The 11,742-nt window shown below is 74.0% G+C and carries 11 protein-coding genes; 9 read left to right on the top strand and 2 right to left on the bottom strand.

Features of this window, described 5'->3' with window-relative positions:
- Nucleotides 1-53: 53 nt before the first annotated feature.
- A complete protein-coding gene (locus tag ACFWIC_RS00095) occupies nucleotides 54-977 on the top strand; it encodes a hypothetical protein (protein ID WP_329885553.1) in 924 nt (307 codons plus the stop codon).
- Nucleotides 978-1,083: 106 nt separating this feature from the next.
- On the opposite strand, the gene ACFWIC_RS00100 is transcribed toward ACFWIC_RS00095, so the two are convergent.
- Entirely contained in the window at nucleotides 1,084-2,253 is a 1,170-nt protein-coding gene (locus tag ACFWIC_RS00100; protein ID WP_329885554.1) for an NADH-quinone oxidoreductase subunit D, read from the bottom strand.
- A complete protein-coding gene (locus ACFWIC_RS00105) occupies nucleotides 2,250-3,308 on the bottom strand; it encodes an SAM-dependent methyltransferase (RefSeq protein WP_380514481.1) in 1,059 nt (352 codons plus the stop codon). The genes ACFWIC_RS00100 and ACFWIC_RS00105 overlap by 4 nt, the downstream gene beginning before the upstream one ends.
- A gap of 175 nt (nucleotides 3,309-3,483) precedes the next feature.
- Here ACFWIC_RS00105 and ACFWIC_RS00110 point away from each other — a divergent pair, with 175 nt between their 5' ends.
- The 8 genes from ACFWIC_RS00110 to ACFWIC_RS00145 all read left to right on the top strand — a co-directional run bounded on the left by ACFWIC_RS00110 (nucleotide 3,484) and on the right by ACFWIC_RS00145 (nucleotide 11,621).
- Nucleotides 3,484-4,680, top strand: coding sequence for a sensor histidine kinase (locus tag ACFWIC_RS00110; protein WP_380359990.1), 1,197 nt, complete (start codon nucleotides 3,484-3,486; stop codon nucleotides 4,678-4,680).
- A 53-nt stretch (nucleotides 4,681-4,733) separates the two neighbouring features.
- Entirely contained in the window at nucleotides 4,734-5,423 is a 690-nt protein-coding gene (locus tag ACFWIC_RS00115) for a response regulator transcription factor (protein WP_329885557.1), read from the top strand.
- 169 nt (nucleotides 5,424-5,592) lie between these two features.
- A complete protein-coding gene (locus ACFWIC_RS00120; protein ID WP_380359974.1) occupies nucleotides 5,593-6,558 on the top strand; it encodes a Rossmann-like and DUF2520 domain-containing protein in 966 nt (321 codons plus the stop codon).
- Nucleotides 6,558-7,463, top strand: a complete 906-nt coding sequence (panC, locus tag ACFWIC_RS00125; RefSeq protein WP_329885558.1) for a pantoate--beta-alanine ligase — start codon at nucleotides 6,558-6,560, stop codon at nucleotides 7,461-7,463. The genes ACFWIC_RS00120 and panC overlap by 1 nt, the downstream gene beginning before the upstream one ends.
- Nucleotides 7,464-7,566: 103 nt before the next feature.
- The gene (gene panD / locus ACFWIC_RS00130; RefSeq protein WP_329885559.1) at nucleotides 7,567-8,040 is read left to right on the top strand and encodes an aspartate 1-decarboxylase; all 474 of its coding nucleotides are present in this window, start codon (nucleotides 7,567-7,569) and stop codon (nucleotides 8,038-8,040) included.
- Between the two features lie 16 nt (nucleotides 8,041-8,056).
- The gene (locus ACFWIC_RS00135) at nucleotides 8,057-9,730 is read left to right on the top strand and encodes an L-aspartate oxidase (RefSeq protein ID WP_380514485.1); all 1,674 of its coding nucleotides are present in this window, start codon (nucleotides 8,057-8,059) and stop codon (nucleotides 9,728-9,730) included.
- 4 nt (nucleotides 9,731-9,734) lie between these two features.
- Nucleotides 9,735-10,706: a carboxylating nicotinate-nucleotide diphosphorylase gene (nadC, locus tag ACFWIC_RS00140; protein ID WP_380514488.1), complete on the top strand. Its 972-nt coding sequence runs from the start codon at nucleotides 9,735-9,737 to the stop codon at nucleotides 10,704-10,706.
- A 129-nt stretch (nucleotides 10,707-10,835) separates the two neighbouring features.
- Nucleotides 10,836-11,621: a type III pantothenate kinase gene (locus tag ACFWIC_RS00145; RefSeq protein WP_329885562.1), complete on the top strand. Its 786-nt coding sequence runs from the start codon at nucleotides 10,836-10,838 to the stop codon at nucleotides 11,619-11,621.
- Nucleotides 11,622-11,742 lie beyond the last annotated feature (121 nt).

Here is an 11,742-nt window from a genome sequence, read left to right on the forward strand (position 1 = left end):
GACGCCCCGGCCGCAGACGGTCCGGACCTCCGGGAAGGCTCTACCCTTGCCGGGTGGCAGCAGCAGAGACCTCCAAGAAGAAGACCAAGCCCAAGGCCGGCGGTCCGACGACCGTCGACCTCGCGATGCCGACCCTCCGCTCCGACCTCGGCTCCGAGCCCGGTGCCGGGCCCGGCGACCGGCTCCGCCCCGAGGTCGCGCTGGACTTCCCGCGCGCCTGGGTCGAGTTCTCCGACCCGGACGACGAGGAGCAGGTCTTCCGCTGCGACCTGACCTGGCTGACGTCGCGCTGGTCGTGCATCTTCGGCAAGGGCTGCCACGGGATCCGCGAGGGCCGCGGCGAGTCCGACGGCTGCTGCACCCTGGGCGCGCACTACTCGGACAAGGACGACGAGAAGCGCGTCGCCGGCCACGCGACCCGGCTGACCCCGGAGATCTGGGAGAACTTCGAGCACGGCACCGACGCCAAGGGCCGGATCAGGCTCGACGGCGGCATCACCATGTTCGACGAGGACGGCGACCGGCAGACCCGCCGGATCAACGGCGCCTGCCTCTTCCTCAACAGCCCCGGGTTCCCCGGCGGCGCCGGCTGCGCGCTGCACACCCTGGCGCTCAAGGAGGGCCTCGAACCGCTGGAGACCAAGCCGGACGTCTGCTGGCAGCTGCCGGTCCGCCGCACCTACGACTGGATCGACCGCCCGGACGACACCCGCTACCTCCAGGTCACCATCGGCGAGTACGACCGGCGCGGCTGGGGTCCGGGCGGCCACGACCTGCACTGGTGGTGCACCGGCAGCCCGGAGGCGCACCAGGGGCCCGACCCGGTGTTCGTCAGCTACCGCCCCGAGCTCACCGAGCTGATGGGCAAGGCCGCGTACGAGGTGCTGGCCGGCCTCTGCGAGCAGCGGATCGCGACCAAGGGCGACCGCAAGGTGGCCCCGCACCCGGCCGACCCGGTGAAGAAGGCGAAGAAGTAGCACCCCGGGAGCCCCCGGCCGCAGCCCCGGGACGGCCGTCCGCGCGGGCCGACGCCGCGGGCTCCCGCGCGGGGGCTCCCGGGCGGGTGCTCGCCTGCGGGGACCGTTACTTGTCGATGTCCCCGACCACGAAGAACATCGACCCCAGGATCGCCACCATGTCGGCGACCAGCGTGCCGGGCAGCAGCTCCGTCAGCGCCTGGATGTTGTTGAACGAGGCCGAGCGCAGCTTCATCCGCCACGGCGTCTTGTCGCCGCGCGAGACGAGGTAGTAGCCGTTGACGCCGAGCGGGTTCTCCGTCCAGGCGTAGGTGCTGCCCTCGGGGGCCTTGAGCACCTTGGGCAGCCGCAGGTTGACCGGGCCGGGCGGCAGCTGCGCCAACTTGTCGAGGCAGGCGTCGGCGAGGGCCAGCGCGTTGACGGTCTGCTCCAGCAGGCACTCGAAGCGGGCCAGGCAGTCGCCCTCCTCGCGGGTGACCACGGTCAGGACCTGCCGCAGCTCCTCGGAGCCGTAGGCGAGGTAGGGCTCGTCGCGGCGCAGGTCCAGATCGAGGCCGCTGGCCCGGGCGATCGGTCCGCTGACCCCGTACGCCTGGGCCTGGGCCCGGGTGAGCACGCCGACGCCGGCGGTCCGGGCGCGGAAGATCTCGTTGCCCAGCACCAGGTCCTCGAAGACCGGCAGCTGGGAGCGGACGACGGCGACGGCGGTCCGGACCCGGCCGAGCCAGCCGGCCGGCAGGTCCTCCTTGAGCCCGCCGACCCGGTTGAACATGTAGTGCATGCGCCCGCCGGAGGCCTCCTCCAGCACGTGCTGGAGGTCCTCGCGGCCGGTGAAGGCGTGGAAGATCGGCGTGATGCCGCCGAGTTCCAGCGGGTAGGAGCCGAGGAACATCAGGTGGTTGAGGACGCGGTTGAGCTCGGCGAGCAGGGTGCGGATCCAGACCGCGCGCTCGGGCACCTCCATGCCGAGCATCCGCTCGACGCCGAGCACCACGCCCAGCTCGTTGGAGAAGGCGGAGAGCCAGTCGTGCCGGTTGGCCAGCATGATGATCTGCCGGTAGTCCCGGGCCTCGAAGAGCTTCTCCGCGCCCCGGTGCATGTAGCCGATGACCGGCTCGGCGGTGACGATGCGCTCGCCGTCCAGCACCAGCTTCAGGCGCAGCACGCCGTGGGTCGCCGGGTGCTGCGGGCCGATGTTGAGCACCATGTCGGTGGTGCCCGCCTCGCCCGTGAAGTTCTCGGCTCCCGCCCCGATGCCGACCGTGGTCTCCCTCATGGGGTCAGAGTCTGCCATCCCGGCAGCGGCCCCAGGCTCCGCGGTACCGGCATGCGGACGGTCTGCGAGAGCCAGCCGAACGCACCGAGGCCGCCGGGGTCGGTCAGCTCGGCGCCCTCGCCCGCGCCGCCGAGCGCCCGGAGGTAGGCGACCGGGTCGGTGGAGGCCAGGGCGAGCGGGGGCCGGGCCCCGCTGACGCCGAGTGCCCGGAGCGCGTCCCGCTGCGTCGTCCACAGGCTGTGGAGACCGGGCGCGGCGGCGGCGTCCAGTGCGACGTGCGCGGTGACGTCGCAGGAGCCGTCCGGCACGGGGAGCACCTCGCGGCCGGCCCGGAAGCCGGTGCGGGTGGTCAGCGGCGGGCGGCGGCCGGCGGTGTGCGCGTAGTCGACGGCGACGGCCAGCCCGCGGTCCAGCCCGGCGACCGCGTGCGCCCAGGCCGCGTCCCGGGGGCCGCCGAACTCCACCACGTCCCCGGGGCGTTCCGCCGGCCACCAGCGGGCGGCCCAGGCCGCGTCCGCCGCGGAGACCGGGTCGCCGAGCCGCTCCCCGCCCGTCGCGGTCTCCACCTCGACGTAGCGCAGCACCCCGTCCTCGTCGGCCTCGCCGGTGTCCAGGGGGACGTTGTCGAGCCACTCGTTGGCGAACAGCAGACCGGTGACACCGCGTGGCACCCGGTCCGTCCAGACGACGTCCGCCCAGGCCCGCTCCGTCCACAGCCCTGTGGACGGAGGGGCGGCCGGACGGTCGGCGAGCTCCACCGCGTACGGCCGCAGCCGGTCACGGACCGCGTCCGGGCCGGTGTCCGGCAGCGCGGCGAGGACACCGGCGACCAGTTCGCCCCGCCCGGCCCCGACGTCCACGAAGGCCAGCTCCTCCGGACGGCCGAGGGCCGCGTCGACCTCCAGGAGCAGCCGGGCCACCGCCCCGGCGAACAGCGGCGAGGCGTGCACCGAGGTGCGGAAGTGCCCGGCGGGGCCCTCCGGCCTGCGGTAGAACCCTCCGTCGGGGTCGTACAGGGCGTGTTCCATCGCGGTCACCCACCGCATCCAGCTCATGCGCCGGGACGCTACACAACCGGTCCGTACCCTCCCGACCAGTACGGCATCGGCACTGCGGGCTCTCCGACCTAGGGAGTAGGAGGGATCGCCCTCCCGGCGGACCTGGACACGCTCCGCGACTGCCTACGCTTGAGTCGTGCATCGACTCAACGCCTGGCTCCGCCGTCACCCCATGGTGGTCGACTCCGCCTGGGCCGCGTTGGTGCTCTTCCTCGGCATCCTGCCGGAGAACGGGAGCGGCAACGACGGCTGGCGGTTCGGCGTCCACTTCGCCATCGCCCTCGTCCTGCCGATGCTGATGGTGATCCGCCGCCGCTGGCCGAACGCCACGGTGGCCGCCGCCACCGCGATCGGCCTGACCCAGGTGGCGCTCGACGTCAACCCGGCGGTCTCCAGCATCGCCTACCTGGTGTTCGCCTACACCGGCGCCGCCTTCGGGCGGCCCTGGACGTCCCGGACGGCCCTGACCGCCGGGCTGCTGGCCGGCCCGCTGGTGTTCTGGCAGCTGCACCCGATGAAGACCACGGTCGACGACCTCGGCGACGCCCACCACCAGTCCTACTCGATCCCCGAGTCGCTGTTCATCTCGGCGCTCATGACCACGCCGTTCGTCCTGTGCTGGGCGTGGGGCCGGCTCACCCGGGTCCGGCGCGCCTACCTGGTCGAGCTGGAGGACCGCGCGGCCCGGCTGGAGCGCGAACGCGACGCCCAGTCCAAGGTGGCGGTGGCGGCCGAGCGCGCCCGGATCGCCCGTGAGCTGCACGACGTGGTCGCGCACAACGTCTCGGTGATGATCGTGCAGGCCGACGGCGCCGCCTACGTGCTGGAGAACTCCCCGCAGCAGGCCAGGGAGGCGCTGGGGACGATCGCCTCCACCGGCCGCCAGGCCCTGGTCGAGATGCGCCGGCTGCTCGGCGTGCTGCGCACCTCCGACACCAACGCCGAGGAGTACGTGCCGCAGCCGGGTGTCGAGGAACTGCCCGACCTGCTGGACCAGTGCCGCACGGCCGGCCTCCAGGTGGACTTCGCCACCTCGGGATCGCCGCGCGAGCTGCCCCGCGGCGTGGAGCTGACCGTCTACCGGATCGTCCAGGAGGCGCTGACCAACGTCCGCAAGCACGGCGGTCCGGACGTGCACGCCCGGGTCGCGGTCGACTTCGGGGAGCGCGAGCTGGCCGTCCTGATCGAGGACGACGGCCGCGGCTCCACCGACGAGCAGCTGGCCTCCGGCGGTACCGACGGCCAGGGCCACGGCCTGATCGGCATGCGCGAGCGGGTCGGCATGGTCAGTGGCAGCCTCGACGTCGGGCCCCGCCCCGGCGGCGGGTTCCGGATCCGCGCCGTCCTGCCGCTCAAGACGGCCCACTGACCCCGCCCGACGTCACCACCCCGTCGCCCCTCATCGAGGAACTAGGAGCCACCTTGACCATCCGCGTGATGCTGGTCGACGACCAGGAGCTGCTGCGCACCGGATTCCGGATGATCCTGCAGTCGCAGGGCGACATCGAGATCGTCTCCGAGGCCGGGGACGGCGTCCAGGCCCTGGACAAGCTCCGGCACACCTCGGTCGACGTGATCCTCATGGACGTCCGGATGCCGAGGCTGGACGGCGTGCAGGCCACCCGCAGGATCTGCCTGGCGGAGGACGGCAGCCCGCTGCCCGACGCCCCCCACGTGCTCATCCTCACCACCTTCGACCTCGACGAGTACGCCTTCGCCGCCCTCAAGGCCGGCGCCAGCGGCTTCCTGCTCAAGGACGTGCCGCCGACCGAGCTGGTGGCCGCGATCCGCGCGGTGCACGGCGGGGACGCGGTGGTCGCCCCGACCACCACCCGCCGCATGATCGACCGGTTCGCCGAGGTGCTGCCGACCCCGCAGAGCGGGCCCGGCCGGGACACCCTGGGGCCGCTCACCGAGCGCGAGCGCGAGGTGTTCCTGCTCGTCGCGCAGGGTCTCTCGAACGGGGAGATCGCCGCCCGGCTGGTCCTCTCGGAGGCCACCGTGAAGACCCACGTCGGCCGGATCCTGGCCAAGCTGGGCCTGCGGGACCGGGTGCAGGCGGTCGTCCTCGCGTACGAGGCGGGCCTGATCCGGGCCGGCGCCACGGACTGACCCGCCGGTCGACCGGCCGCCGGACCGCCCCGGGCCGCCCCCGACCCGCCCGGCCCGGCACGACCCTCCCGACCCGCCCCGACCGGGACCGCCCCGCGCCCGTAGAATGGGCCGGTACGTCCGGTACCCGAGGAGGACCGGAACGGAGAGTGAGGACCAGGGCCGAGCCGTGAGCACGTCCGACAGCGCCTACCCCGACGAATTCGCCGCGTTCCCACCCCTCGCCGACGGCTTCGGCGACCCGGCCGACCCCGGCAACCGGCCCGCCCGCCTGGCCGTCGGCGTGGTCGGCACCGGCCGGGTCGGCCCCGCCCTCGGCGCCGCCCTGCAGCTCGCCGGCCACCGGGTGGTCGCCGCGTCCGGGGTCTCGGCCGCCTCCCGGCGCCGCGCCGAGGCGCTGCTGCCCGGCGTGCGGATCGTCTCCCCGCCGCAGGTGCTGGCCGCCGCCGACCTCGTCCTGCTGACCGTCCCCGACGACGCGCTGGCCGACCTGGTGGCCGGCCTCGCCGCGACCGGCTCCGTCCGCCCCGGCCAGCTGCTGGTGCACACCTCGGGCGCGCACGGCGTGGCCGTGCTGGAGCAGGCCACCCGGGCCGGTGCGCTGCCGCTCGCGCTGCACCCCGCGATGACCTTCACCGGCACCTCGGTCGACCTGGCCCGGCTGGCCGGCTGCCCGTTCGGGGTGACCGCCCCCGAGGAGCTGCGCCCGGTCGCCGAGGCGCTGGTGGTCGAGATGGGCGGCGAGCCCGAGTGGGTGCCGGAGGACGTCCGCCCGCTCTACCACACGGCCCTCGCGCACGGCGCCAACCACCTGGTCACCCTGGTCGCGCAGGCGCTCGAACTGCTGCGCGCGGCCGGCGTCGCCGAGCCCGGCCGGATGCTCGGCCCACTGCTCGGCGCCGCGCTCGACAACTCCCTGCGCTCCGGCGACGCGGCCATCACCGGCCCGGTCGCCCGGGGCGACACCGGCACCGTGCGGCGCCACCTGGCGCAGCTCAGTACGGTGTCCCCGGACATCCCGGCCGCCTACCGGGCGATGGCCCGCGCCACCGCCCAGCGGGCACTCGCGCACGGGACGATCGACGAAGCGTCGGCGGCATCGCTGCTGGACGTACTGAACGAGGAGAACCAGTAATGGCACGCGGCAAGCAGCCGGGCAAGGTCCAGCGCGCCCCCAAGGTCCACCGGGCCGTGGTCACGCACACCGTCGACGACTTCGAGGCCGCGTTCTGGCCGGACGAGCAGCCGGTGGACAACGCGGTCGTGATGACCATGGGCGCCCTGCACGAGGGCCACGCCGCGCTGATCCGCGCCGCCCGCAGGCAGGTCGGCCGGGACGGCCGGGTCGCCGTCACGGTCTTCGTCAACCCGCTGCAGTTCGGCGCCGGCGAGGACCTGGAGCGCTACCCGCGCACCCTGGACGAGGACGTGAAGCTGGCCGAGGAGAGCGGCGCCGACGTGGTCTTCGCGCCGTCCGTCGACGAGGTCTACCCGAACGGCGAGCCCCAGGTGCGGGTGGCCGCCGGCCCGATGGGCGAGCGGTACGAGGGCGCCACCCGGCCCGGCCACTTCGACGGGATGCTGACCGTCGTCGCCAAGCTGCTGCACATCACCGACCCGGACTTCGCCTTCTTCGGCGAGAAGGACGCCCAGCAGCTGGCGATCGTCCGCCGGATGGTGGCCGACCTGGACTTCGACGTCGAGGTGGTCGGCGTACCGACCGTCCGCGAGGAGGACGGCCTGGCGCTGTCCTCCCGCAACCGCTTCCTCTCCGCCGAGGAGCGCGCGCACGCGCTCGCCCTCTCCAGGGCGCTGTTCGCCGGGCGGGACGTCGCCGCCCAGGGCCCGAAGGCCGCGCGCGAGGCCGCCTCGGCCGCCCTCGAAGCCGCCGACGGCATCACCCTCGACTACCTCGCCCTGGTCGACCCGCTCTCCTTCACCGAGGCGCCGGACGACTTCCAGGGCGAGGCGGTGCTGGCCGTCGCCGCGACGGTGGGCGCGACCCGTCTGATCGACAACGTCCACGTCATCTGCCGCTGACGAACCCGCACGGCCCCGGCTCTGGGCGGATCGGCGACCATCACGCAGAATCGTCCGGCAGCTGCACATCCCTCAGGCATGCACTCACAGGAGGCGTGACCACATGCTCCGCACCATGCTCAAGTCCAAGATCCACCGGGCCACCGTGACCCAGGCCGACCTGCACTACGTCGGCTCGGTCACGGTGGACGAGGACCTGCTCGACGCGGCCGACCTGCTCCCGGGCGAGCTGGTCCACATCGTCGACATCAACAACGGCGCCCGGCTGGAGACCTACACCATCGCCGGTCCGCGCGGCTCCGGCGTGATCGGCATCAACGGCGCCGCCGCCCGCCTGGTCCACCCCGGTGACCTGGTCATCCTCATCGCCTACGGGCAGATGGACACCGCCGAGGCCAAGGGCTACCTCCCCAAGGTCGTCTTCGTCGACGACCGCAACCGGGTCACCGGTCTGGGCGGCGATCCGGCCGAGGCCGCGGAGGGCACCGGGCTGGTCCGCGGTGACCGGGTGGCGGCCCCGACGGCGGTGGGGGGAGCGTACGGTGACGGCAACAGTGCGGCCCCGACCGCGCGCTGAAGGAGCCACTGAAGCCATGTCCGTCACGCACCGCCTCGCCGCCCCCGCACCCGGCTGGACCACCACGACCGACGTCGTGGTGGTCGGCTCCGGCGTGGCCGGGCTCACCGTCGCCCTCAACGTCCGCAAGGCCGGCCTGCGGGCCCTGGTGGTCACCAAGGCGATGCTGGACGACGGCTCCACCCGCTGGGCCCAGGGCGGCATAGCCGCCGCCCTCGGCGAGGGGGACACCCCCGAGCAGCACCTGGACGACACCCTGGTGGCCGGCGCCGGCCTCTGCGACGAGGACACCGTCCGCACCCTGGTCACCGAGGGCCCGGACGCGGTCCGCCGGCTGATCGCGGTCGGCGCCGCGTTCGACCGGGGCGAGGACGGCGAGATCCTGCTCACCCGCGAGGGCGGCCACCACCGGCGCCGGATCGCCCACGCGGGCGGTGACGCCACCGGAGCCGAGATATCGCGCGCCCTGGTCACCGCCGTACGGACCGACCCGGGCATCGAGCTGATCGAGCACGCCCTCGTCCTCGACCTGCTCACCGACGCCGACGGCCACGCCGCCGGCCTCACCCTGCACGTGATGGGCGAGGGCCAGCGGGACGGCGTCGGCGCCGTCCGGGCCCGCGCGGTGGTGCTCGCCACCGGCGGCATGGGCCAGGTCTTCTCGGCCACCACCAACCCCGCGGTCTCCACCGGCGACGGCGTGGCACTCGCCCTGCGGGCCGGCGCCGAGGTCACCGACCTGGAGTTCGTCCAGTTCCACCCGACCGTGCTGTGGCTCGGCCCGGACGCCGAGGGCCAGCAGCCGCTGGTCTCCGAGGCGGTCCGCGGCGAGGGCGCCCACCTGGTCGACGGGACCGGCACCCGCTTCATGGTCGGGCAGCACGAACTGGCCGAGCTGGCCCCGCGCGACATCGTCGCCAAGGCCATCACCCGGCAGATGCAGCTCCACGGCGCCGACCACATGTCCCTCGACGGGCGGCACTTCGGCGCCGAGATGTGGGAGCAGCGGTTCCCGACCATCCTGGCGTCCTGCCGGTCGCACGGCATCGACCCGGTCACCGAGCCGATCCCGGTCGCCCCGGCCGCGCACTACGCCTCCGGCGGCATCCGCACCGACGGGCACGGCCGGACCACCGTCCCCGGCCTGTACGCCTGCGGCGAGGTGGCGTGCACCGGGGTGCACGGCGCCAACCGGCTGGCCTCCAACTCGCTGCTGGAGGGCCTGGTCTTCGCCGAGGCGATCGCCGCCGACCTGGCCGCCCGGCACGCGGCCGGCGAGCTGTCCGAGCGGTCGGTGGACGTGGCCGCGGCCCGTGCCGCCCGCACCGTGCCGCTGCCCGCGCCCGAGGCCCGGGCCGAGATCCAGCGGCTGATGTCGCGCGGCGCGGGCGTGCTGCGCTCGGCCGCGTCGATGGCCGCCACCGCGGCCGGGCTGACCCGGCTGGCCGAGCAGGCGCTCACGCACGTCGCCGAGGAGAAGCCGGCCGACCCCCGGGTGGAGACCTGGGAGGCCGCCAACCTGCTCCTGGTCGCCAGCGCGCTGACCACCGCCGCCACCCAGCGGGCGGAGACCCGCGGCTGCCACTGGCGCGAGGACTTCCCGGACCGGGACGACGCGCAGTGGCGACGCCACCTGATCACCACCCTCAGCGCCGAAGGCGACCTTGTCAGCACCCCCGAGGAGCAGTAACACCATGACCGACGCGACCCACACGCACGAGGAACTCCCGATGGCCGACGGCTGCGGCGACGGCTGCGCCTGCGGGGACGGCGAGGGCTACGAGACCGGCCTGGACCCGCAGCTCGCCGAGCTGCTGGAGGAGGCCGGCCTGGACCCGGTCGAGGTCGAGGACATCGCCACCCTCGCACTGGCCGAGGACCTGGCCGGCGGCGAGGACGTCACCTCGGTGGCCACCGTGCCGGCCGACGCCGTCGCGACCGCCGACTTCACCGCCCGCCAGGCCGGTGTGGTGGCCGGTCTGCGGATCGCCGAGGCCGTCGTCTCGCTGGTCTGCGAGGAGGAGTTCGAGGTCGAGCGGCACGTCCAGGACGGCGACCGGGTCGAGGCCGGCCAGGTGCTGCTCTCGGTCCGCTCCCGCACCCGGGACCTGCTGACCGCCGAGCGCAGCGCGCTCAACCTGCTCTGCCACCTGTCCGGGATCGCGACCGCCACCCGGGCCTGGTCGGACGCCCTGGAGGGCACCGGCGCCGTGGTCCGCGACACCCGCAAGACCACCCCGGGCCTGCGGGCGCTGGAGAAGTTCGCGGTCCGCTGCGGCGGCGGTGCCAACCACCGGATGGCCCTCTCCGACGCGGCCCTCGTCAAGGACAACCACGTGATCGCGGCCGGCGGCGTGGCCGAGGCCTTCCGCGCCGTCCGGGCCGCCTACCCCGACCTGCCGGTCGAGGTCGAGGTCGACACCCTGGAGCAGATCCCGCCGGTCCTGGACGCCGGGGCGGACCTGGTCCTGCTGGACAACTTCACCGTCCCGCAGCTGACCGAGGCCGTCGCGCTGGTGGCCGGCCGGGCGAAGCTGGAGGCGTCCGGCGGACTGACCCTGGCCGGCGCGCGCGAGGTCGCGGAGACTGGTGTCGACTACCTGGCGGTGGGGGCGCTCACCCACTCCTCGCCGATCCTGGACATCGGCCTGGACCTGCGCGCCTGATCCGCCCGCTCGCGCCCTGCCCGCTCGTGATCCGCCCGCTCGGAATCCGCTCGCTCGGGATCTGAGCGCTCAGGATCTGCTCGGCACCTGATCCGCCCGTCCGCTGACCCTCGACGAAGAAAGCACCCCATGCTGCTCACCATCGACGTCGGCAACACCCAGACCACCCTCGGCCTGTTCAACGGCGAGGAAGTGGTCGAGACCTGGCGGATCTCCACCGATCCGCGCCGCACGGCCGACGAGCTGGCGGTGCTGCTGCACGGCCTGATGGGCTCGCACACCGCGATCGCGGACGCGACGGTCGAGGGCCTGGCGATCTGCTCCTCCGTCCCCTCCGTGCTCCACGAGTTCCGCGAGGTGACGCGCCGGTACTACGGCGACGTCCCCGCGGTGATCGTGGAGCCGGGGGTGAAGACGGGGGTGCACGTCCTGATGGACAACCCCAAGGAGGTCGGCGCTGACCGGATCGTCAACGCGCTGGCCGCCAACCACCTCTACGGCGGCCCGTGCATCGTGGTCGACTTCGGCACCGCCACCACCTTCGACGCGGTCAACGCCCGCGGCGACTACGTCGGCGGCGCGATCGCCCCCGGCATCGAGATCTCCGTCGAGGCGCTCGGCAACCGCGGCGCGCTGCTGCGCAAGATCGAGCTGACCCGGCCGCGCAACGTCATCGGCAAGAACACCGTCGAGGGCATGCAGTCCGGCATCCTCTACGGCTTCGCCGGCCAGGTCGACGGCCTGGTCGACCGGATGGCGCGCGAGCTCTCCAAGGACCCGGACGACGTCCAGGTGATCGCCACCGGCGGCCTGGCCCCGCTCGTCCTCGGCGAGGCCGGCTCGATCGACGTCCACGAGCCCTGGCTCACCCTCATCGGCCTCCGGCTGGTCTTCGAACGCAACCGCCCGGCCTGACCCGGCGTCCGTGGGCTCCCCCGCCGGGGAGCCCACGGGCACCGCGGGCCGTTCCGGGGGCCGGCACGGGCCAAACGTGGGGGATCGGCGCGACGCTACCGACAAATCGGATATTCCTCAC

Source organism: Kitasatospora sp. NPDC127035 (assembly GCF_042726075.1).
Classification (GTDB): domain Bacteria; phylum Actinomycetota; class Actinomycetes; order Streptomycetales; family Streptomycetaceae; genus Kitasatospora.

What these genes read in the sequence shown, in the direction of transcription:
- ACFWIC_RS00100 (WP_329885554.1), bottom strand. Translation starts at nt 2,253, where the DNA reads ATGAGGGAGACCACGGTCGGCATCGGGGCGGGAGCCGAGAACTTCACG.
- ACFWIC_RS00105 (WP_380514481.1), bottom strand. Translation starts at nt 3,308, where the DNA reads ATGAGCTGGATGCGGTGGGTGACCGCGATGGAACACGCCCTGTACGAC.
- ACFWIC_RS00110 (WP_380359990.1), top strand. Translation starts at nt 3,484, where the DNA reads ATGGTGGTCGACTCCGCCTGGGCCGCGTTGGTGCTCTTCCTCGGCATC.
- panC (WP_329885558.1), top strand. Translation starts at nt 6,558, where the DNA reads ATGGCACGCGGCAAGCAGCCGGGCAAGGTCCAGCGCGCCCCCAAGGTC.
- panD (WP_329885559.1), top strand. Translation starts at nt 7,567, where the DNA reads ATGCTCCGCACCATGCTCAAGTCCAAGATCCACCGGGCCACCGTGACC.
- ACFWIC_RS00135 (WP_380514485.1), top strand. Translation starts at nt 8,057, where the DNA reads ATGTCCGTCACGCACCGCCTCGCCGCCCCCGCACCCGGCTGGACCACC.
- nadC (WP_380514488.1), top strand. Translation starts at nt 9,735, where the DNA reads ATGACCGACGCGACCCACACGCACGAGGAACTCCCGATGGCCGACGGC.
- ACFWIC_RS00145 (WP_329885562.1), top strand. Translation starts at nt 10,836, where the DNA reads ATGCTGCTCACCATCGACGTCGGCAACACCCAGACCACCCTCGGCCTG.